This window comes from Flavobacterium oncorhynchi, assembly GCF_002217355.1.
GTDB classification, from domain to species: Bacteria; Bacteroidota; Bacteroidia; order Flavobacteriales; family Flavobacteriaceae; genus Flavobacterium; species Flavobacterium oncorhynchi.
The window spans coordinates 66,295-88,447 of record NZ_MUHA01000003.1; the positions used below are offsets into that span (position 1 = coordinate 66,295).

Annotated in this window: 18 protein-coding genes; 7 read left to right on the top strand and 11 right to left on the bottom strand. The window is 32.1% G+C overall.

Annotation, left to right across the window (positions count from 1 at the left end):
• Positions 1 to 66: 66 nt before the first annotated feature.
• From B0A75_RS01430 to B0A75_RS01445, 4 genes are all read left to right on the top strand, one after another.
• Positions 67 to 1,725 (top strand): peptide MFS transporter, encoded by a 1,659-nt coding sequence (locus B0A75_RS01430; RefSeq protein WP_089052514.1) that lies wholly within the window; start codon positions 67 to 69, stop codon positions 1,723 to 1,725.
• Between the two features lie 14 nt (positions 1,726 to 1,739).
• Positions 1,740 to 3,224, top strand: a complete 1,485-nt coding sequence (locus B0A75_RS01435; RefSeq protein WP_089052515.1) for a peptide MFS transporter — start codon at positions 1,740 to 1,742, stop codon at positions 3,222 to 3,224.
• Positions 3,225 to 3,272: 48 nt separating this feature from the next.
• The gene (locus tag B0A75_RS01440) at positions 3,273 to 3,740 is read left to right on the top strand and encodes a thioredoxin family protein (protein WP_089052516.1); all 468 of its coding nucleotides are present in this window, start codon (positions 3,273 to 3,275) and stop codon (positions 3,738 to 3,740) included.
• A gap of 218 nt (positions 3,741 to 3,958) precedes the next feature.
• Complete coding sequence (locus tag B0A75_RS01445) at positions 3,959 to 4,411, top strand: thioredoxin domain-containing protein (protein ID WP_089052517.1); 453 nt, start codon at positions 3,959 to 3,961, stop codon at positions 4,409 to 4,411.
• 19 nt (positions 4,412 to 4,430) lie between these two features.
• Here the strand turns inward: B0A75_RS01445 and B0A75_RS01450 are convergent, their stop codons facing one another.
• The 5 genes from B0A75_RS01450 to surE are packed head-to-tail and all read right to left on the bottom strand — an operon-like array spanning position 4,431 to position 9,213.
• On the bottom strand, positions 4,431 to 6,467 hold the full coding sequence (locus B0A75_RS01450) for a ComEC/Rec2 family competence protein (protein ID WP_089052518.1): 2,037 nt from the start codon (positions 6,465 to 6,467) through the stop codon (positions 4,431 to 4,433).
• Positions 6,468 to 6,520: 53 nt separating this feature from the next.
• Positions 6,521 to 7,006: a C40 family peptidase gene (locus B0A75_RS01455; protein WP_089052519.1), complete on the bottom strand. Its 486-nt coding sequence runs from the start codon at positions 7,004 to 7,006 to the stop codon at positions 6,521 to 6,523.
• A 10-nt stretch (positions 7,007 to 7,016) separates the two neighbouring features.
• On the bottom strand, positions 7,017 to 8,132 hold the full coding sequence (lpxB, locus tag B0A75_RS01460; RefSeq protein ID WP_089052520.1) for a lipid-A-disaccharide synthase: 1,116 nt from the start codon (positions 8,130 to 8,132) through the stop codon (positions 7,017 to 7,019).
• Between the two features lie 36 nt (positions 8,133 to 8,168).
• Complete coding sequence (locus B0A75_RS01465; RefSeq protein WP_089052521.1) at positions 8,169 to 8,441, bottom strand: hypothetical protein; 273 nt, start codon at positions 8,439 to 8,441, stop codon at positions 8,169 to 8,171.
• Positions 8,434 to 9,213, bottom strand: a complete 780-nt coding sequence (gene surE / locus B0A75_RS01470; protein ID WP_089052522.1) for a 5'/3'-nucleotidase SurE — start codon at positions 9,211 to 9,213, stop codon at positions 8,434 to 8,436. The genes B0A75_RS01465 and surE overlap by 8 nt, the downstream gene beginning before the upstream one ends.
• 212 nt (positions 9,214 to 9,425) lie before the next feature.
• Between surE and B0A75_RS01475 the strand changes: the two genes are divergently transcribed.
• The 3 genes from B0A75_RS01475 to glsA all read left to right on the top strand — a co-directional run bounded on the left by B0A75_RS01475 (position 9,426) and on the right by glsA (position 13,560).
• Positions 9,426 to 11,612, top strand: coding sequence for a carboxy terminal-processing peptidase (locus B0A75_RS01475; RefSeq protein ID WP_089052523.1), 2,187 nt, complete (start codon positions 9,426 to 9,428; stop codon positions 11,610 to 11,612).
• 98 nt (positions 11,613 to 11,710) lie between these two features.
• Positions 11,711 to 12,490, top strand: coding sequence for a DNA/RNA non-specific endonuclease (locus B0A75_RS01480; protein WP_089052524.1), 780 nt, complete (start codon positions 11,711 to 11,713; stop codon positions 12,488 to 12,490).
• Positions 12,491 to 12,549: 59 nt separating this feature from the next.
• On the top strand, positions 12,550 to 13,560 hold the full coding sequence (glsA, locus tag B0A75_RS01485) for a glutaminase A (RefSeq protein WP_208861253.1): 1,011 nt from the start codon (positions 12,550 to 12,552) through the stop codon (positions 13,558 to 13,560).
• A 61-nt stretch (positions 13,561 to 13,621) separates the two neighbouring features.
• Here the strand turns inward: glsA and rpe are convergent, their stop codons facing one another.
• From rpe to B0A75_RS01515, 6 genes are all read right to left on the bottom strand, one after another.
• Positions 13,622 to 14,284 (bottom strand): ribulose-phosphate 3-epimerase, encoded by a 663-nt coding sequence (gene rpe, locus B0A75_RS01490; RefSeq protein ID WP_089052526.1) that lies wholly within the window; start codon positions 14,282 to 14,284, stop codon positions 13,622 to 13,624.
• 249 nt (positions 14,285 to 14,533) lie between these two features.
• Positions 14,534 to 15,397 (bottom strand): sigma-70 family RNA polymerase sigma factor, encoded by an 864-nt coding sequence (locus B0A75_RS01495; protein ID WP_007804760.1) that lies wholly within the window; start codon positions 15,395 to 15,397, stop codon positions 14,534 to 14,536.
• A gap of 147 nt (positions 15,398 to 15,544) precedes the next feature.
• A complete protein-coding gene (locus B0A75_RS01500) occupies positions 15,545 to 17,332 on the bottom strand; it encodes a hypothetical protein (protein WP_089052527.1) in 1,788 nt (595 codons plus the stop codon).
• 16 nt (positions 17,333 to 17,348) lie between these two features.
• Positions 17,349 to 18,554, bottom strand: a complete 1,206-nt coding sequence (locus B0A75_RS01505) for a DUF4249 domain-containing protein (RefSeq protein WP_089052528.1) — start codon at positions 18,552 to 18,554, stop codon at positions 17,349 to 17,351.
• A 5-nt stretch (positions 18,555 to 18,559) separates the two neighbouring features.
• Positions 18,560 to 21,343 (bottom strand): TonB-dependent receptor, encoded by a 2,784-nt coding sequence (locus B0A75_RS01510; RefSeq protein ID WP_089052529.1) that lies wholly within the window; start codon positions 21,341 to 21,343, stop codon positions 18,560 to 18,562.
• On the bottom strand, positions 21,344 to 22,090 hold the full coding sequence (locus B0A75_RS01515; RefSeq protein ID WP_123872299.1) for a hypothetical protein: 747 nt from the start codon (positions 22,088 to 22,090) through the stop codon (positions 21,344 to 21,346).
• Between the last annotated feature and the right edge of the window lie 63 nt (positions 22,091 to 22,153).

Here is a 22,153-nt window from a genome sequence, read left to right on the forward strand (position 1 = left end):
AATATATAAAAAATTACCTACAGGTTTAGGCTTGTAGGTATTTTTAATTTTAAAGAGTTTTTAAGTATGTGGAATAAGCACCCAAAAGCATTGCCTTATTTGTTTTTATCTGAAATGTGGGAACGTTTCGGTTATTATTTAATGATTGGAATTTTTACTTTATATCTTAAAGATGTAGAGAGTGGTTTTGCTATGACCGAAAAAGAGGCTTCTGATTTGTACGGAACCTTTATTGCATTAGTTTTTCTTACTCCTTTTATTGGCGGCTTAGTTGCTGATCGATATTTAGGATATAAAAAGTCTATTGTTTTTGGCGGAATTTTAATGGGTATTGGTTACTTCTTAATGGGAGTGCATGATATTACGGTACTTTATATAGCGATGACTTTGGTAATTATTGGGAATGGTTTTTTCAAACCCAATATTTCTACGTTGTTAGGAAGTTTTTATACCAATGAAGAATATAAGGATAAAAAGGACGAAGGCTACAATATTTTCTATATGGGAATTAATGTTGGGGCTTTTATTTGTAATTTCTTTGGTGCCGCTTTGCAGATTCTTTTAGGCTGGCATTGGGCTTTTATGGCTGCAGGTGTTGGTATGTTTATAGGTGTAATTGTGTTTTTATTAGGAACCAAACATTACGTAGGACACGATCAGAAAAAAGGCGTGCAGGAAGGTGACATGCCATTTTATAAAATTATACTTTTTATTTTATTGCCGTCATTTGTTTTTGGTGCAATCGGTTGGTTGATAAAAGGAGTTGCATCAGAGACTAATTTAGATAGTGCAATCTTTGGTTCGGACAGTACAGATGCCTTTATTTTTGCTTGTATTCCAATCGTTTTGTTTTATGGATCGCTTTATGTTAGAGCCAAAGCAGAAGACAAACGTTCAATAGGAGCTTTATTGGCTATTTTTGGAGTAGTGATTTTATTTTGGGGTGTTTTTAAACTTAATGGTTCAGCACTTACTACTTGGGCAGATCGTTATACAGATCGAGAAGTAACTGGAACAGCTGGTCAGGTTGTTGGTAAAATCAAATTAGCAAAAGAAGTAGAGTATAAAAAAGAATCAACAGAGCTTTATGATGACCAGTTTCGTTTACAAAAGGTAAATGGAGTTGTTCAAAAAGAAGAGAATTATCCTTTGTATTTTAGAAATGTCGCTCCAGAAAAATTACCTGCCGAAGGTAGTAAAGTGCATCTTTGGGCTACAAACTTAAGCCAGTCTATCAATCCGGGCTGGGTAATTATATTGACACCTTTGGTTGTTGCATTCTTTTCTTTTTTAAGAGCGAGAAAAAAAGAACCTTCAACACCTACAAAAATTGCTTTTGGATTGTTAATTTCGGCCTTGTCTGTTTTGGTTATGATAGCTGCTGTAAAAATTGGCGGCAACGGAACAGAGAAAGTCAGCGTTTGGTGGTTAGTGGCAAATTACGGTATCATCACAATTGGTGAACTGTTTTTAAGCCCTATGGGATTATCTGTAGTTTCTAAATTAAGTCCAGTTAATATTACTTCATTAATGATGGGAGGTTGGTTTTTATCAACTTCAATAGGAAATAAGTTGAGCGGTGTTTTGGCAAGTATGTGGGATACCTATGATAATAAAGTAAACTTTTTTTGGGTTAATTTTGCGTTGCTGATGTTTGCGACTGTGCTGATGTTTGCTTTAGTAAAACAGCTTAACAAGGTGATGAAAGAAAGAGGAATCAATTAATTATAAATAAATAAATGGAACAGAAGATTACTTTAGAGGAAATTCAAAATTTTAAAGGCAATTATCCAAAGCAATTGTGGTACTTGTTTTTTGTCGAAATGTGGGAGCGTTTTTGCTTTTACGGAATGCGGGGGGTTCTTGTTATTTTTATGGTAGATCAGCTTTTTTTGAAAGAAGATCACGCTAGTTTACAATACGGTGCAATTCAAGCTTTTGTATATGCATTTACTTTTATTGGAGGTATCTTCGCTGATAAAGTTTTAGGATTTAAAAAATCATTATTTTTTGGAGGAATTGTTATGATTCTTGGAAATCTTTTGATTGCTGTTTCGCCTCACGATTTCTTTTACTATGGTATTGCATTTTCTATTATTGGAACAGGTTTTTTTAAACCAAATGTTTCATCAATGGTTGGAGAATTGTATCACGAAAGTGACGGACGTAGAGATGCTGGTTACGGAATGTTTTATGCCGGAATCAATGTAGGAGGCCTTTTTGGAGGTGCTTTATGTGTTTATTTAGGTAAATATTATTCTTGGCAGTTATGCTTTTTGTCAGCCGCAATAGTAATGTTTTTAGGTTTAATTACATTTTTGTTTACTAAGAAATATTTAGGGCCGATTGGAGATTCTCCATTGTTGAATTTAGAGCCTGGTAAAAGACGAATTCGCGAAATAGCAGTATATGCTTTATCAATTTTAAGTTTACCATTTATTTTTATAATGGTAAAAAATACTGACTATACAGATTATTTCATGTATACAATTGGTATCGTTGCGGTTTTGTATTTTGTATATGAATTGTTTAAACTTGGAGATGTGAAAATGCAAAAGAAACTCTTCGCAGCTTTCTTATTTGTGTTTTTCTATTTCTTGTTTAACTCAATTTATGAACAAAGCGGTGGTTCATTATCTCTTTTTGCGAAAGATAACTTGAATAATAAATTGTTGTTTTTTAATATTGACCCAAATGTTGTCAATAATAGTTCGAATACCTTTTTTGTAGTTGTTCTAAGTCCTATTATTGGATTGTTGTGGATTTGGTTGGGAAAACGAAAAATAGAGCCAAATACATTAATTAAATTTGGAATCGGATTTTTGTTTCTGGCAGCCTCTTTCTATATCTTCTATCTTACTAGATTTTTTGCTGATTCAAAAGGTATAGCGTCACTAAACGTGTTTACGTTAGCTTATTTAGTGACAACAATCGGAGAGCTTTGTTTAGGGCCTATTGGAATGTCGATTATTACAAAATTGTCTCCAAAAAGATTGTTTGGGATGATGATGGGATTGTGGTTTTTGGCTAGTGCTTTTGGACAGCTGGCGGCAGGAAAATTAGGAGCCGAGATTTCAAGATCAAATACAGGAGATACTTTAGTTTCTAAATTACAGTCTTACACTGAGGGTTACTATCAATTGGCAATTTATTCGCTAATTGCAGGTGTTATTTTGATTGCTATTTCTCCAATAATTAGAAAATTAATGCAAGAAGTTAAATAGTTAATTATTATTGACTTTTTGATTAAATTTGTCAAAAAATAAAAGAACATGAAAAAGATATTCTTAATAACATTGTTTTTAATTGGTGCATTTACAACTCAAGCCCAAGAGCTAAAATGGTATACAGATGTTAAAGAGGCAATTACTATAAGTAATAAAGAAAAGAAACCAATGTTGATGTTCTTTACCGGCAGTGATTGGTGCGGATGGTGTATTCGTTTACAAAACGAAGTGTTGAAAACTGCAGAGTTTAAAAAATGGGCAGTTGATAACGTTGTTTTGGTGGAACTTGATTACCCAAGAAGCGTTCCTCAAACACCTGAGTTAAAAAATCAGAACAATGAATTACAGCAGGCTTTTGGAATTCAAGGATTTCCTACCGTATTTTTTACCAGCGCAGAATCTAAAGACGGGAAAGTTAATTTTAAAGGTCTTGGAAAAACAGGTTATGTGGCAGGCGGGCCTTCGGCTTGGTTAACTGTGGCGGAAGAGATTGTTCATCCTAAAAAGTCATAAAAAGAGAAAATCGATTTCTATAAATATAAACTCCTTACAGTACTGTAAGGAGTTTTTTTATACGTAAGAAAAAGATCTTCATTTTAGGAGTAATTAGTGGTTTGATGTTTAAACATCGATTAAAAAACATATAATGTATTTTTTGTGTTTATTAAATTTGGATAATTAAAATATTATGTTAATTTCGTCACGCTATACTAACCAAAAACCAATCTACTATGACTAAAAAATTACTTATCCTACTATTTTTTTTAGGTTCATTTTTTATGCAGGCGCAAAATCTCGCTTGGCGGACAAACATGACAGATGCCATTGCAATCAGCAATGAACAAAAAAAACCAATGTTAATTTTATTCACTGGTGCAGGTGTACCAGAAAATTTACAAAATGAAATTTTTAAAACCCCAGATTTTGCTGTTTGGTCTCGAGATAATGTCGTTTTGGTAAAACTAGACCTATCAGATTCTTCAGCTTCAGCTACTGATAAAGAGCAAAATATTAAACTGAAAAATGCTTTTGGCGTTGAAGATCTTCCTGAAGTTTGCTATGCAATAGCCTCAATAAGAAAAAATAAAACAACTTTTAGTGCTTTAGGCAAGATTGCTTACAAGCCCGGCGGTGCAAAAGCATGGATCGCTGAATCTAATAATATTTTGCACCCAAGTGAATAGTGAATTTAATTAAGTTTTCTTAGTTTAATTTGTAGAATCCCTTTTCGGCAGTAGCATGAAAAGGGATATTTTTTTTAGCGCAGCTTGCCTCCCAAATTTTTTGAATTTTGTATGAATTAGAAGCGTCAGCCACAATGACTTTGGGATGAAGATGTACTAAAACTCGATCAAGATTTATTTTTGGAGATTGTGTTAGAATTAGTATATCGGGTTGTAATTTATCAACGTAAACTCCTGTGCTGTCTATAATGAGAATTTTTTTGCTATTAAAAAACAAAGTGTTTTTGATTTTTTTTGGTTTGCTCAATATTCCAAAATTTCCCACTAAATAAGAATTAAGTATAAAGTTGCTTGTATTAGGTTTTAAAATAGTATCTGCAGCATAAAATGTAATATTTTTTCCTGCCCTCGTGGTTATCAACGTACTTTTCTTTACGTTGTAAACAATTAATTCATGTTGACCTGCGATTTCTTTTTTAGTATAAATTAAAGACAACTGCAGTAAAATTATGGATAGTGCAAACGCGGTAAAATGAGTAAAAGTTCTGTTTTTTGACCAAATAATACCGCTGATAATTAGAAAATAAAGAGAAAATAGATAATACGAGTTAAAGCTTATATTTTGAAAAATAAATGATTCAAACGATGCAACATAATGAATTGTTTGGTTTAAAAGATAAATGCTTTTTTCAAAAATTTCAACAAGAAACATTGGCGGACTTATAAAAATGGCAATTATCATAACGATTATTCCAGCAATCATTATAAAAGACAAAATAGGAAGAATAACAATATTGGTTACAAAAAATAAACCCGGAAATTGATGAAAATAATAAAGACATAAAGGCAGAGTACCAATTTGAGCAGCAAAAGAAACGGTTAATGCATCCCAAATATAAATTGATATTTTGTTTTTAGGAGTCCATATTTTTTTTAGTTCCGGTTGAAGCCAAACAATAAATACCAACGCTAAATAGCTCAATTGAAAACCAACATCAAATAAAAAATAAGGTTCAAATAGTAATATAAGTAAAATTGAAACTAGGAGAGTATGATAAATATTTCCGCTTCGACGCAAATGATTGCCTATTGCGACAAAAGAAAACATGACAACCGAGCGCAGTACCGAAGGCGATAAACCAGAAATTATTGCAAAACCGGCTAATGATATTAAAATTGAAATTAATTTAATGGCTGAACCTTTGCGAGTATTAGGAATAGGTTTTAAAATAAAAGCAATAAACAGCATTATAAACCCAACGTGTAAGCCAGAAACCGAAAGAACATGTGTCGCTCCAGAATATTGATAATCTTTAATTATGTCTGATGAAATTTCTTGCTGCTGACCTAGTATTAATGCAAGCGCAACATTCATTTCGTCTTTATTAAAATGAGCACTTTCAAGATTTTTTAGAATAGTCGAATGTAAGCGTCCACAATAATACCAAATGTCTTTTTGGATGGTTTTACTTGTTGTAATTTCTGATTTTTCGCAATACAATTGCGCGTATATTTGTTTGTCTGATAAGTATTTAGAATAATCGAATTGATTCGGATTTTTGTTAGATGGAGTTCGACGTAAAGTAGTTTTTACTCTAATTGTATTTCCTATAATCAAAGGATTGTGCAAACTGTCTTTTTGAATGTTTACTATTATTTTACCAGAATAAACTTTGCTGTCAATTTCTTTGATGAGGCCAATGTAACGATCGCTGTAATTGTTGCTTTTGAGTTTTTCGCGAAGTATAAAAGTTATAAAGTGTGGTTTTTCGAAAGCCGTTTTTGAGTGCGTATAATTAGACTTGTCAAAAGAATCAGTGTGAAAAATCAACACGCATATTCCTGTAGATAATGAAATCAGATAAGTACCTAATCCAAAATAAATGCTTGCTTTTTTGTTGTTTTTTGATGCAAAATAAAGTAGACAAAATAAAATCGCGTTAGAAAGAAGAAATGTACAAGCAGTTGAGATAGAAGGCTGACAGTAATACGAGATTATTATACCCGAAATGAAGCATAACGTAATTTTAATTAAAGGAAAATCTAATACTTTCATGGTTTAAAAGTATTAAATTTATGTAAGAAAAAGAATATAAATAAATTAAAATGTTATTCTATTACTCGATTGATTTGGGCAAAGGAATTTTGATAATAAGATTCTTTGGTAGAGGAAATTATGACACCTTTTGAAGTAGAAGAATGTACAAATTTTATTTCATTTGAGCTGACTTCAACAATTAGTCCTACATGATTAATTTGCCTGCTTCTGTTGGTTTTAAAAAATATTAAATCCCCTTTTTGAGCATCATTAAATTTTATTATTGTTCCAATTTTAGCCTGCTCAAAAGAACTTCTTGGAAGCTTTATATGTTCAGATTCGAATGTAGTAAAAACTAGTCCAGAACAGTCAAAACCGCTTTTTGTTGTTCCGCCAGCCTTGTATTTAACACCAATATTGTCGGTTGCTGTTTCAATCAAATTACTTACAACATATCTATTTTCTCGTTTCGATTCTTTTTTGCTCACAGCAGTAGAGGCAGATTTACAAGAAGCAAACAGCACGGTTAAAAGAAGGAAAATGAGTAGTTTTTTCAAAATAAAAAATTTAAGCTTTTAAATCGGCAACAATAAGTTTAGCTGTTTTTTTACTGGCACCAACTCCGCCAAGTTTTTCTTCTAAAATATCATAGTTTTTAAGCAGTTTGGTACGATAAGAAGGTTCAAGTAATTTGTTTAATTCTTCTTTTATGCGTTTTGTATTGCATTCGCTTTGAATTAATTCAGTTACAACTTCCTGATCCATAATTAAATTAACCAGCGAAATGTATTTTAAAGTAATGATACGTTTTGCAATTTGGTAAGAGATAGAACTTCCTTTGTAACAAACAACTTCAGGAACTTTAAAAAGAGCCGTTTCCAAAGTTGCAGTTCCCGAAGTTACTAAAGCAGCTGTAGAGGAACGGAGTAAATCATATGTTTTGTTCGAAACAAATGCTATGTTTTTATTTTTTATAAACTGTTGGTAAAACTCAAAATCTTGACTCGGTGCACCAGCAATAACAAATTCATAATCTTGAAAATCGTCAACAACGCTCAGCATTACACTCAGCATTTTTGTTATCTCCTGTTTACGGCTTCCTGGTAAAACGGCAATAATTGGTTTTTCGCCCAAATTATTTTCTGTTCTAAACGCAATTTCATTAAAAGAAGGTTGATTCTGAATGGCATCAATCAAAGGATGTCCGACAAAATCAACAGGAAAATGATGTTTGTCCTCGTAAAAACTTTTTTCAAAAGGTAAAATCACAAACATCTTATCAATATCATGTTTTATGGCATTGATTCGGTTTTCTTTCCAAGCCCAAATTTGCGGCGAAATATAATAATGTGTTTTGTAATTAAGTGCTTTGGCCCATTTTGCAATACGCATATTAAAACCCGGATAATCAATAAAAATTAAAACATCAGGCTGAAATTCAGTAATGTCTTTTTTACAGATTTTAATATTATTTAATATGGTTTTTAGGTTAAAAATAACTTCAACAAATCCCATAAAAGCTAATTCGCGGTAATGTTTTACTAATGTTCCGCCGGCTTTTTGCATTAAGTCACCGCCCCAAAATCTAATGTCGGCTTGAGGATCTTCCTCATACAATGCTTTCATTAAATTTGAACCGTGTAAATCTCCAGAAGCTTCACCAGCTATTATGTAGTATTTCATGTTGACCAATTTTTATTGCTGCGCAAAGATAGGTTTTTAAATAATTAGAGTTGAAATTGCTAAAACAATCACCGCCAAAATTACGCCTCTTGCCATCATTTCTTTGTTTCTGTTTAAAAGAATTAGAAAAACTGCGAGATCTAAAGTGGTACCGATCGTAATTACCTTTCCTAAATAACCTTGCTTTTTTATAGTTTGAATTCCTGTTGAAAGATCAAGTGATGTAAAGGTTTTAATGAATAAAAGACTGCCAAGAATAGAAGTCAAGATCCCGATAATAAATCCAATTATAAAATCTTTTTTATTCATTTAAATTCCAAGTATTAAGTTGCTGCATCGAATGATGAGCGGTTAAGTCAAATTGTACCGGAACAACTGAAATGTATCCGTTCTCTAAAGCCCATTCATCTGTATCTTCCCCCTTATCTTCATTTACAAATTTACCCGTAAGCCAGTAATAATCCTTTCCAAATGGAGTTTGTCTTTTGTCAAATTTTTGAGAATAAAAAGCTTTTGCCTGACGGCAGATTTTTATTCCTTTAATCTCTTTTTGACTTAGTTTTGGAAAATTTACATTTAAAACCACACCTTCTGGCAGTTTGTTAGCCAGAGTTTCTAAAGTTATTTTCTTCACAAAAGCTTTAATAGGCTCGAAATCGGCATTCCAGTCAAAATCCAAAAGAGAAAAACCAATTGCTTGAATCCCTTCAATTCCTGCTTCAACAGCAGCGCTCATAGTTCCAGAATAAATCACATTAATAGACGAATTAGATCCGTGATTGATTCCTGAAACGCATAAATCTGGCTTTCTTTTTAAAATTTCATTTACTGCCAGTTTTACACAGTCAACAGGCGTTCCAGAGCAGCTGTATTCTGTAATTGTATCTTCATCTTTAGAGATTTTGTCTAAAAACAAAGTGTTATTTATGGTAATCGCGTGTCCCATGGCGCTCTGTGGTTTGTCTGGAGCAACAACAACAACATCGCCAATTGTTTCCATTACACTTATCAAAGCCCTTATTCCTGGAGCAAGAATTCCGTCGTCGTTTGTTACTAATATTAAAGGTTTTTGAGTACTCATGCTGTGATTTGTATTTTTAATTTATCAAAATTAAAGCTTCTTAAAACAAATGTAGTAACAGATTTTGGTAGAATACTAACAAATAAATAAAAATTGTAAACTAAATTCGGGAAGACTTTTGCGCATCAAACATTTTTATATCTTTAACAAAAAATTATAGTGAACTTGGCATGTTGGCATAGTTTTTACCGTAACTTAGATTAAAAAATTTGATGAATGCTATTATTAAGTTTATGAAAAGAAATTATAAAATCCTTATAGCCGTATTATGCTTGTCTCTTACCTTGTTTGCTTTTAAAATAAATGCAGACAAATCTGGCGATCCGGATCCAAATAGAGATAAAACACTTCTGGAATTACTAGCGTTTGTTATTGAAAAAGGACATTACAGCCCGGCTGAAATTAATGACGAATTCTCCAAAGGTATTTTCAAAGATTATATCGAAGCTTTAGATCCTTCTAAAAGGTTTTTTCTTCAATCAGATATTGATGAGTTTAAGCAATATGAATTAATGCTTGACGATCAGTTTTTGAATAAAGATTTGACGTTTTTTAATTTGACGTACACGAGGTTGATGAAAAGAATGGAAGAGAGCAAAAAACGTTACAAAACGATTTTAGCACAGCCATTTAATTATAACACGGATGAGACTTTTAATTCAGATTATGAGCATCTTCCTTATGCGAAAAACTTAACAGAGATTAATGAAAGATGGAGAAAACAAATTAAGTTATCTACGCTTTCATCGCTGGTTACAAAGCAGAAAATTGAAGAAGAGAAAAAGAAAAAAGATCCAGCTTACAAAGAAAAAACTTTTGAAGCTTTAGAGAAAGAAACTCGTGACAGCTCATTAAAATCTTTAGATGATAATTTTAGTGTTATTAAAGATTTGAATAAAGATTATTGGTTTTCAGTGTATTTGAATTCAATTATGGCTCGTTTTGATCCGCATACAAGTTATTTTGCACCAGAAGAAAAAGATCGTTTTGATGTAAATATTAGTGGAAAATTAGAGGGAATTGGAGCAAGATTAACTAAGAAAAATGATTTCACGCAAATCGATGAATTAATTTCTGGCGGACCTGCTTGGAAAGGAAAACAACTTGAAGCAGGAGATTTGATCTTGAAAGTCGCTCAAGGAAATGAAGAGCCTGTAGATGTAGTTGGAATGCGTCTTGATGATGTTGTGAAAAAAATTAAAGGACACAAAGGAACCGAAGTAAAACTAACGGTTAAAAAAGTAGACGGAAGTATTAAGGTTATTTCGATTATCAGAGATGTTGTTGAAATCGAAGAAACTTATGCAAAATCAAGTATTGTTGAAAAAGACGGACTAAAATACGGGGTTATTTACCTGCCTAAATTTTATATCGATTTTGAAAACAAAGACGGCCGTGATGCAGGAAAAGATATCGCTCTTGAAGTAGAAAGATTGAAAAAAGAGAACATAAACGGAATCGTTCTTGACGTTCGTGATGATGGCGGTGGATCCCTTTCGACAGTTGTTGATATTGCTGGTTTATTTATTGAAGAAGGACCAATTGTTCAGGTAAAATCTGCAGGTAAAAAGAAAGAAGTTTTATACGATAAAGATAAAAAAATAGAGTGGGATGGACCATTAGTAATTATGGTAAACAGCTTCTCTGCATCGGCTTCTGAAATTTTGGCTGCGGCAATTCAAGATTACAAACGTGGAGTTATCATTGGCAGCAAACAAACTTATGGTAAAGGAACAGTTCAAAATGTACTTGATTTGAATCAGTTTGTTCGTAACGCAAATTACGGAGACTTAGGAGCATTGAAAATCACGGGGCAAAAATTCTACAGAATTAACGGAGGTTCTACACAGTTAGAAGGTGTTCACAGTGATGTTGTTATGCCAGATCGTTATGCTTACCTGAAAATGGGAGAACGTGATATTGACAATGCTATGCCGTGGGATAAAATTGATCCAGCAGATTACAGCACTTGGACTTCTAACGAGAACTTTACTAAAGCAATTCAAAATAGTAAAAACAGAATTGCGCAAAGTCCTCAATTTAAATTAATTGAAGATAATGCGAAATGGATTGATGTTAAAAACAAAGAAAACACATACAGCTTGAATATTAAGAGTTTTAAAGAAACTCAAGAGCAAGTTGAAAATGAAGGAAAAAAATACAAACCAATTTCTGATTATAAAAACAATTTAGTTTTTAAATCACTGCCTTATGAAGAAGCTGAAATGAGCAGCGATGCAGCTTTGAAAGAGAAAAGAGATGTTTGGCATCAAGCTTTGTCTAAAGATGTTTATGTTGAAGAAGCTTTGAATGTTTTAGATGATTTACAATCACCAAAAGGTTATGTGAAAAATACAGTTTCTCCAAAAATGAAAAAGGATAAATTGGTGAAATCTTAGTTCGCGATAGAATTAATTTGTTATTAAAAACGCTCCATAGGTTTAAAATTTATGGAGCGTTTTTTGTAAGTTTATTTTAAAAATAACGACTGTACTGCATGAAGAATTATATTATTTTAGGTTTATTGGGGATTACATTATTTGCTTGTAAAAAAGAAAATATCGATGAAAAGGAAGTGGTTCTGAAACAAACTTCTTTTGCTCCAGTTCAAAATGTGACAGATTCTTTGTATTCGGCAGTTTATTTGCCAACATCGACAACCAATCAAATTGTAAAACACAAATATTATACATTATCTTACAATGAAAAGTTTGAACAGGCTGAATGGGTCGCGTATGAATTAAAGAAAGATTATTTGAAAAATGGCGACTATAAACGCCCTTATTTTATAGAAGATCCCAAAGTTACTACTGGTTCTGCAGATTGGAGAAATTATAAAAAATCGGGTTACGATAAAGGTCATCTTTGCCCAGCAGGAGACATGGAATTTAGTGAAGAAGCTTATAATGATACTTTTTATACATCGAATATCTCTCCTCAAAAACATGATTTCAATAGTGGAATTTGGAATAGATTAGAGCAAAAAACACGTTATTGGGCAGGGAAGTACAATGATATTTATGTTGTCACTGGCGGAATTTTGAAAGATTCGGATAAAAAAATAGGAACAGAGAAAGTTTCTGTTCCTAAATATTTTTATAAAATTGTCTTAGCTAAATCAGGGAAAGGACACAAAGCAATTGCTTTTCTGGTTCCTAACGAAGACAGCGACAAGTCAATTTATGATTTTGAAGTTTCTATTGAAACTTTAGAGAAAATGACCGGAATTGACTTCTTTCCGAATTTGAAAAACTTAAAAAGCAGTAAGGATTTTTAATTAAATAATGTCCTGTTATAAATTAATATAGAATACAAATAAGAATGCAATTTTTTAGAATGAAGAAGCAAATGATTTTTGTTGGTTTAATGATCGTTTTTATCATAAACCAAGGCTATAGTCAAACATTACTGAATAAAAAAAATATAGAAAATACGCTTAATGAGGCCTTTAATAAATTTAAAGATTTAAAAGAAGGAAAAAATGCAGACTATATTAAAGAGCTGGCCAATGTAGATCCCAATATTTTTGGCATTGCACTTGTTACTACAGACGGAGCGGTATATACAAGAGGTGATATAAACTCAATGGTTTCAATTCAAAGTATATCGAAAGTGTTTACTATGGCAAAAGTAATTGAACAAGAAGGGCCTCAGTTTTTGGAAGACAAAATAGGTGTGAATGCGACTGGGCTGCCATTTAATTCTATTGTTGCGGTAGAAATGAATAAAGGGGATAAAATTAATCCTCTTGTAAATCCTGGAGCTATTGCGGCCACAAGTCTTATAAGAGGTAATGATTCTATTGCAAAATGGAAAGAAATCCAGAAAATTCAGAGTGATTTTGCGGGAAGGCAACTCTCTATAAATCGTGCTGTTTATATAAGTGAGGCTGGCGATAATTTGCGTAATCAAGCCATTGCACATTTGTTATTGGCTTATAATAGGATGTATTTTGATCCGGTAGAAGCAACAGATATTTATACAAAACAATGCGCTTTGAATGTAAATGTAAAGGATCTTGCTACAATGGCGGCCACATTGGCAAATGGAGGTGTTAATCCTATTACAAAGAATAAGGTGGTTAGTCAAACGACTGTGATGTATACCTTACCTGTAATGGCAACTGCGGGTCTGTATGATAATTCTGGAATTTGGCTCTTTAATTCTGGGCTTCCTGCAAAGAGTGGTGTTGGAGGAGGGATACTAGCAGTGTGTCCTGGTAAATTTGGAATTGCTGTTATTTCGCCGCCATTAGATAACGCTGGAAATAGTTTGAAAGCTCAGAAAGTTATTCAATATGTTATAGAGAAACTTAAAGCGAATCCTTATTGGATTGATCCTAAGTAGCTTTTGAGTAAAAAAAGAAAAGTCCAAAATAATTTTTTTGGACTTTTTTTGTTTTTGATATTTAAAAAGCAGTAAGGGTTTTTAAATCGGCAATTGTCTGAGTTGGATTTTCGGCCTTAAAAACAAAGCTTCCCGCCACTAAAACATCTGCTCCAGCTTCTACTAGTTGTTTTGCATTTTTATTCGTTACACCGCCGTCAATTTCGATAATTGTCGAAGCATTTTTGCGTGTAATTAAAGCTTTAAGCTTTCTAACTTTATCATACGTGTTTTCGATAAACGTTTGACCTCCAAAACCAGGATTTACACTCATGATGCAAACTAAATCAATGTCATTGATTACATCTTCTAGTAAATCAATATTAGTATGCGGATTGATGGCAACTCCTGCTTTCATTCCTTCTGCTTTAATTGCTTGAAGTGTTCTGTGTAAATGTGTGCAGGCTTCATAATGCACGCTTAGAATATTAGCTCCTAAATCAGCAAAAGTTTTAATGTAACGATCTGGATCAATAATCATTAAATGCACATCGATTGTTTTTTTTGCGTGTTTTGAAATGGCTTCTAAAACAGGCATTCCAAAAGAAATATTTGGAACAAAAACGCCATCCATTATATCGATGTGAAACCAGTCTGCCTGGCTGTTGTTGATCATTTCGATATCACATTGTAGATTAGCAAAATCCGCTGCAAGAACAGAAGGGGCAATAAGTGTATTTTTCATTTTGTAGATGTGTGTTGTTTTATACAAAGGTAGATTTTAACCGCAAAGTGCGCAAAGAATTACGCTAAGTTCGCAAAATAAAATAAAAAACTCCGGTAATCAGCCGGAGTTTCAATCATCAATCAAAAAACGAACAGTCAATCAAACTGTTGTTTGCTTTAATACCAATATACGAAATTTTGAAACAAATTCCAAACTCCAATAATTTTTTGGAATTTGGAATTATTTATATATTGGAGTTTTGGGTGATTACCCAAGATAAGTTTTAAGAATTTTACTTCTTGAAGTATGTTTTAATCTACGGATTGCTTTTTCTTTAATCTGACGAACACGCTCACGAGTTAGGTCGAAAGTTTCTCCAATTTCTTCTAAAGTCATTGGATGTTGATCGCCAAGACCAAAATACAAACGAACAACATCAGCTTCTCTTGGAGTTAATGTTTCTAATGAACGTTCAATTTCAGTACGTAATGATTCGTGAATTAATTCTCTGTCAGGGTTTGGAGATTCTCCAGAACGTAAAACGTCGTAAAGGTTAGAATCTTCTCCTTCAACAAGAGGTGCATCCATTGATAAGTGACGACCAGAGTTTTTCATAGACTCTTTTACGTCATTTACTGTCATGTCAAGTTCTTTTGCAATTTCTTCAGCAGAAGGCGGACGTTCGTTAGATTGCTCTAATAACGCATACATTTTGTTGATTTTATTGATAGAACCAATTTTGTTTAATGGTAAACGAACGATACGAGATTGTTCTGCCAATGCTTGAAGAATCGATTGACGAATCCACCATACAGCGTAAGATATAAATTTAAAACCACGAGTTTCATCAAAACGTTGAGCCGCTTTAATAAGACCTAAGTTTCCTTCATTAATTAAATCAGGAAGAGTTAATCCTTGATTTTGATATTGTTTAGCAACCGATACAACGAAACGCAGGTTGGCTTTTGTTAATTTTTCTAATGCTCTTTGATCACCTGCTTTAATTCTTTGTGCTAATTCTACCTCTTCATCAGCGGTAATTAGGTCAACTTTTCCGATTTCTTGTAGATATTTATCTAACGATGCAGTTTCACGATTGGTTACCTGCTTGGTGATTTTAAGTTGTCTCATGTTATTTGTGTCCTCAATTTTTAAGTGTACAAATGGTTATACGTTTGAAGATGCAAAAAGGTTACAATTAAATGAAAAATAATTTTATTTTTTTTAGAAATTAGGTCAAAAAAAAAATCGGTTCAAGAATTGAACCGATTTTGATATTTATTTTACTGTAATGTTTTTTGTAATATATACGGGCTTTCCCTCGTCTGTAAAACCTTCTAAAACAACTTCAAAGTCGCCTTTAAGATCTGAAGTGTAGAAAGATAGAGTTTCTTCTTTTTTGTCTAAAGATAAAGTTGGCTCCCAAAGCAATTGGTACCTATAATCTGGAATTCGTTTTAAATTATTTCCTGCACTATAATCAGGATTGTAATAAATTTTTGCAGGATTTGGTCTTTGAACTTCAGTTGGCTTCATGTATTTTTTGACAAAATTTATAGCAAAGTCACTGTTTTTGGTTTCAAAACTTATTAAGCCTCCGTATAATTTTGGACCATAAGCATAAGGTTCATTAATAAGGCTTACTTTGTCTACATTTCCCATATTATAATCAAATAAATCACTTGAATCTTGTATAAGAAGACCGTCGACAATTATTAAAGGCGGTCCGTAAGCAGTTAGATCTTTATGACCATTTCGTACAAACAATTGATTCTTATCGTTAACACGTCTATAATAAAGTTCTAATATGATTTCTACAACATTCTCCTTTAGGGTTGGGAAGCGCGTATAGTCGTCAAGAACATATGTTTTTTCGATGCTGTTGAAAAACGGACTGATAACTGCTTCTTGTATCAAGCTGTCTTTTTTCGTTTGATAATAAGCATTTTGAATCTGACTTGCAGTAGAGCGCTCTTCAATATCTTTTTTAAGATCTTCTGTTAGATTGAGTTTTGATGAAAATTGCAGTCCTGAAGTATCAAGTTTTGGTAATGGATCTAAAATAACAGTGAAATCTGACGGGTTTTCATCGAGAACCTGAATAATCGCATTTGAGAAATTTGGAAATTGATCTAATAAAAACGTGAATTTCCCCTGAGAGTTTGTTTTAACTATTTTTAAAACATACTCTTTTCCGGGTAAAGAAATTGACAGCGATTTATTATTTAAATCTTGATTGGTTTTTGATACAATTGAACCAGTAATTAATTCTGCTCGAAGTTCTGGAATAAATAAAAACGAACTAGGAGAATAATCGCTGTAATTTCGAGCTGTTTTTTTTGCAAACTCTTGTGGAGTTGTTTGTTTTAAAGCAGGAATTTGATCTTTCTTTCGAACAGAAATAGAATAATTACCTTTTTGGGTTATTTCTGTAAGTGATTTTACTTTAATGCTCGCTTTATCTCTTGTGTAATAACTGTTTTTATCTAATTCAAAATCGATTCTTTTTTCATTATCGAGATTTGAATCTGTTGAAATATTAGTTGATGATACACTGTTCTTTAATGTATTATCAAAAGTCACATTAGCATTAGGCTCTTGAGTTTGAAATGGATTTATGATGAATAAATCTATTTCATATGTTTGAGATTTCGGATTGTTTAACATCCATTTTGTATAGGCAATTAACTTGTAATTTCCTGTTTTTAATGTTGTTGGTATAAAATAATCCCCTGTTCCAATTCCTTTGTCAAGATAAACTTTGTTTTTTTGAAATGATTGTTTCTCATTATCAACAAGTTCAATATAAGCTATTTTGCTTATTAAACTTGGTTTGTTATTGATAGGGTTCAAACAATATAATTTGTAGAACAAAGTTTCTCCGGTTAAAAAAGTTGTTGTGTTCGAATGAAGAAAAATAGTTTCTTGTGATGATTTGGTTAATGTGCTATTTTTATTTTGCTGCGCAGAGACAAATAAGCTGTTTGCAATCAAAAGTGTTAAAACCAATAATTGTTTAATTCTTTCCAAAATGTATGTCTGGTTATAGATTAATAGTTGTTTCATAGATGATAAAAAAGAATTATTCTATCCAAAAAGTTGGAACCAAGTTAGATGAAAAAGTAGTGCAGTCACCACAAGGTGCTTTTACCAAAAAGTATTTACTTTCATGATCCCATGAAAACAGAGTTCTGCCTTTGCTTCGAAGGGAGGAACGTAATATTTGGCCTGTACAAGGAAGGTCTCCTGGACAATCGATGTATTCTTTTAGATCACAATCTTCTATATAGTAAGGAGGTAAGTTATCATTCGGAAATAAATCTTTATAGTTGAAGTAAATTCGATCCGAAGAAACGGCCGAAACTTCAAAAAAGCCAATTACTTTCTCATTAGGATTTTCTACAGATTTCATATTACCATAAAAGAATCCTGGCTGTTTTGGCGAAAGAATACTTTCAGATGTAGATAATTCTCTCAATGTTTTATAAAAAGTATAAGCAGCTAAATTTTGAACATACTGTTTTACCATAATAGTATAACGATGTGAGATGATATAATTTTGATCGCTGATGAAACGAACAGGATAGTGTACACGATCTTCGCTTGAGGTGCTGGTGTTATTAAGAAGAATAGCATCAGAAGTTTTAGAAGAATAACATGTTTTAACTTCTTTGACTCTATTAGTTACTACAATGACTTCTCTTTCTGGAGTAGTAGGAGTTCCTGGTATTACATTTATATTTGCTTCTTGATAATACCACATAGGCGCTATGATTTTGTACGTTTCAGTATATTCATATCTATAGTATTTTGAAGTATTGGCAGGATCGTAACTATTTACATTTATTTGAACTCCACGCTGTCCATCAACAGTTTCGACAGTTGCAGTCATATTGTCAATTTTAGTTTCTGTAGTTAGAAGCTGTTCGTCAGAAGTATAATTTTTCCCTTCCTTTGTTTTAATGTTTAGTTTGTACTTTGTTCCAGGCATTGCTTTAAACGGTGTAAGCGAAACATAAAGACTATCGTTTTCTTTGAACTGATACTCATTGCCTTTATCATCTGTGATAAAAACATTAGCTCCTTTTTCAAATCGAGGACCGGTTTCTTCTAATTGATAAACTTGAGAAACTTTTATAGTTTGATTTTTAAGTTCGTTTGTGATTGTTCCTTCAACAACTAGAGCGCTTTCAAAATCAGTAGTTTTAAAAGCATATTGTTCTGTACAGCTTGTTATGGCAAGCGATAGAAGAAGAAAAACGGAGATTTTTATTTTAAAATATTTCATAATTATTAAAACTTGAAATTATAAGTAATACTAGGAATTGGAACAGAGAATATTGAAGTTTTATAGGCTTTAATTTGTCCTTTATCTGTTACGAAAAACACGGAATAAGGGTTGTTTCTGCCTAAAACATTATAAACTGAGATGTTCCAGAAGCTATGAGTTAATTTTTTTATTTTATGATTTCCTTCAATGTTTAAACCTACATCTAATCTATAGTAATCAGGAATTCTAAATTTATTACGATCACTGTAAACGGTATATTGTGCATTTCCGTAATCATACTTTCCAACAGGATACGTTATTGGTCTTCCGGTTTGATAGATGAAGTTACTAGAAAAGCTATAACGTTTTGTGATTCTATAGTTTAAAACCGCACTAAAATCATGAGGTTTGTCAAAATTAGACGCGAAGAACTTACCGCCATTTACTTTCTCTTCATTAAATTGAGAGTTTAGTCTAATTAATGATCTAGAATACGTATATCCAAGCCATCCGTTAAGTCTTCCTACTTGTTTTTTTAATAATACTTCGATTCCATAAGCTTTACCATCTCCTTGAAGAAGTTCGGTTTCTATATTATGATTTAATAACAAATCAGCACCTACTTTGTAGTCTAAGATGTTTCTTGATTTCTTAAAGTAACCTTCTACACTTAATTCTAACTCATCATTTTTTAGATTCTTATAAAGACCTAGCGAAAATTGCTGAGCACTTTCGGGTTTTACATTTAAATCTGAAAGCTTCCAAATATCTGTTGGAGATTGAGTAGTATTGTTTGATAAAAGATGGATGTATTGATACGTTTTGTCATAACTGGCTCTAACAGAAAAATCGTCTGTTATAAAATAGCGTGCAGCTACTCTAGGTTCAAATCCGCCATATCTTTTAATTACTTCGTTATTGCCAAATGTTTTAGTTTCTACTACAGTAGCATCACTTATAGGAAGATTTTCTTCATAAACCCTTTGAGTAGATTTTCCTAATGCTGCAAATGACGAGTATCTTAAACCAAAATCGACTAAGAATTTATCCGTAACTTTAAAATTATCTCCAACATAAATTGCAGATTCTAAGCCTCTTTCTTTATCTATTTCAATAGGAACTAGAATAGATTCAGGATTTTTAGGGTTTAAATATCCAGGATTAATGCCGTATAATTTAGTTGAAATTCCGTAGCTAATTTTATGCTTTTCGCTGTATAAGTAAATCATTTTTAAAGCGGCCTGCGTATCATTGATTTTATAACCAAAATCAAAAGCATTTACACCGTCAGGCTGATAATCTATATTAAAGCGATACTCACTATTGGTAAAGAGAAGTGAACCTTTATTTTTCTCATTAAATGTGTGATTCCATTTTAAAGTTGCTAGTCGATTGCTGTATTTGTACAGAGAGTCAGATGAAACGCTAAATTTATCGTGGCTGTAATAAGCTGTAGCCTCTATGTCATTATTAGCGTTTATTTTATGATTATATTTCAAAATGAAGTCATAGAATGATGCCTGACTATTTTTTAATTTCTCATCATCTAGACTTTTTAGAATCCAATTAGAATAACTGGCTCTTCCTCCAGCAACAAGGCTTGATTTGCCTTTTACAATTGGTGTTGAAATCATTACATTGCTTGTTGCAGGACCAATTCCAGCTTCACCTTCAAATTTATTGAAATTTCCAGTTTTTGAAGTTATGTCAAAAACAGATGATAATCTGCCTCCAAATTCAGCAGGAATACTTCCTTTATAAATATCTACTTTTTTTGTTGTGTAAGGATTTAATGCTGTAAAGAAGCCAAAAAAGTGCGATGGATTATATAAAACGGCATTGTCTAACAAAAATAGATTTTGATCTTCTTTTCCTCCCCTTACATTATATCCAGAAGAACCCTCTCCAGATGTTTTGATTCCCGGAAGTGTCAATGCTACTTTTAGAATGTCACGTTCGCCAAGAACTAATGGAACATTTTTAATTCCTTCAGCATCAATAGTTGTAACTCCTGTAATTGCAGCTTTTGCATTCTTACTTTTATTAGTATTAATTAAAACTTCGTCGAGCTGATTTACGTTGTCAACAACCATAAAATTAAGGGTACCGTCATTGTAAACCATTATTTTTTTAGACACTTTATCGTAAGCAAAAGTTTCTGTTTCAACGGTGCTGATTCCTGGCGGAACTTGCAGTTTATAATGTCCCTCGTTATCCGTAATAGTTGAAAATTCGGTATTTGGAATTTTTACTACAATGTTTGCAATTCCGCCTTTATTTTTACCGCCTCTAACGTATCCTGAAAGAATATAACTTTTCTTTTTTTGGTTTTTTACTTCTTTACCAATAAGTATAATATCCTTAATATTCTTGTTAGGATTACGAGAATTTGTTTTTTTTACCGAGTCAAATTGCTGATAAAAAACAGGAGCAAGAGCTAATCCATTTTCATCTCTTTCTAGCGGAATTCCAAAGTAATCGTCTGCCAGCTCATTATATATGATGCTGTTATTGGTTAATATGACTTTATTTTCGGAAACAAAAAAGTTAATGTTAGTGTTTTGAAAAACATCTTCGAGTATTTCAGCTATGCGAACTTCTTTATACTGTTTTGTAATAGAAGTACTGTCAGATTCTAACCATTTTTCGTCGTAGTAAAATTTAAAATATGAGGTTTGTTCAATATTTTGAATTGCAGTTTTAATGTTAGCGTTTTTAAGTTCAACAGAAACTTTATCACTAATGACTTGTGATTGTATATTGTATTGAAAGGCTAATAAAAAGAATAGTAGAGTAATTTTTTTCATTTAGTTAGAACTTTTTTTTAAAAAAAAATTATTGATTTGTTTCGTTAGATTTTCCATGTATTGAGTTTTATCTAATCGTGCTAACTTTCTATTTGCGTTGTAGTAATTATTAATTTCTTTTTTAATAGAAGGAAAGATTCTTTTTACATCTTTTTGTGAGTCAGCTTTGTAGAAAAATCCATTGTATTTTAGGAGATAATTTATTTTCTCAATAAAATTGTAATAGACTCCATCTGTCTGAAAAACTTCTATTTTTTCTTTATGATATTTAATGAAGAGTGAAACATCATTGCCAACATATTTTTCTTCGTAAATACCTTTTACAATATTTGGAAATTCAATGCTTTCAGATCTTAGATTGACAAATTTTTTATTATTGATGTAAAAAAAATCAACTTTGTCCTTAACAATATTCATAGCTAAGTTATCTGTTTGTTCTTTATGCTTGAAAATTACCTCGTCTTTAAGGATATCGTATTTAAGATAAGAGTTGGAATAAATTTCTTTTTCAAAGCTTATATCGCCAATGGTGAATTCGTCCAGATAATATCTGTGCTTGTTTGCAATTGGACGAAGCGGCTCGCTGTGCAAAACTCCATTATTAATGTTTAAGTTGTCTTTTCCAACGGCATTGTCAAAATAATCATACAATGATGATTGGTCATTGGACTGACAATAGGAATAAGAGGTCGTGAGTAATGTGCTTAATATCAGTAGATAAAAAGCCTTTTTTTGATGATTTTTCAAAGGATTTTGTGGTTTTGATGATTTGTTTTTGATTGGAGCCAAATATATCAAAAAAAATATGTT

Bases quoted from the DNA above. Each gene is read 5' to 3' on its own strand.
- rpe (WP_089052526.1), bottom strand. From the start codon at position 14,284: ATGAAAAATACACTTATTGCCCCTTCTGTTCTTGCAGCGGATTTTGCT.
- B0A75_RS01430 (WP_089052514.1), top strand. From the start codon at position 67: ATGTGGAATAAGCACCCAAAAGCATTGCCTTATTTGTTTTTATCTGAA.
- lpxB (WP_089052520.1), bottom strand. From the start codon at position 8,132: ATGAAATACTACATAATAGCTGGTGAAGCTTCTGGAGATTTACACGGT.
- B0A75_RS01465 (WP_089052521.1), bottom strand. From the start codon at position 8,441: ATGAATAAAAAAGATTTTATAATTGGATTTATTATCGGGATCTTGACT.
- surE (WP_089052522.1), bottom strand. From the start codon at position 9,213: ATGAGTACTCAAAAACCTTTAATATTAGTAACAAACGACGACGGAATT.
- B0A75_RS01440 (WP_089052516.1), top strand. From the start codon at position 3,273: ATGAAAAAGATATTCTTAATAACATTGTTTTTAATTGGTGCATTTACA.
- B0A75_RS01480 (WP_089052524.1), top strand. From the start codon at position 11,711: ATGAAGAATTATATTATTTTAGGTTTATTGGGGATTACATTATTTGCT.
- B0A75_RS01445 (WP_089052517.1), top strand. From the start codon at position 3,959: ATGACTAAAAAATTACTTATCCTACTATTTTTTTTAGGTTCATTTTTT.
- B0A75_RS01435 (WP_089052515.1), top strand. From the start codon at position 1,740: ATGGAACAGAAGATTACTTTAGAGGAAATTCAAAATTTTAAAGGCAAT.
- B0A75_RS01450 (WP_089052518.1), bottom strand. From the start codon at position 6,467: ATGAAAGTATTAGATTTTCCTTTAATTAAAATTACGTTATGCTTCATT.
- B0A75_RS01495 (WP_007804760.1), bottom strand. From the start codon at position 15,397: ATGAGACAACTTAAAATCACCAAGCAGGTAACCAATCGTGAAACTGCA.
- glsA (WP_208861253.1), top strand. From the start codon at position 12,550: ATGAAGAAGCAAATGATTTTTGTTGGTTTAATGATCGTTTTTATCATA.
- B0A75_RS01475 (WP_089052523.1), top strand. From the start codon at position 9,426: ATGAATGCTATTATTAAGTTTATGAAAAGAAATTATAAAATCCTTATA.
- B0A75_RS01500 (WP_089052527.1), bottom strand. From the start codon at position 17,332: ATGAAACAACTATTAATCTATAACCAGACATACATTTTGGAAAGAATT.
- B0A75_RS01510 (WP_089052529.1), bottom strand. From the start codon at position 21,343: ATGAAAAAAATTACTCTACTATTCTTTTTATTAGCCTTTCAATACAAT.
- B0A75_RS01505 (WP_089052528.1), bottom strand. From the start codon at position 18,554: ATGAAATATTTTAAAATAAAAATCTCCGTTTTTCTTCTTCTATCGCTT.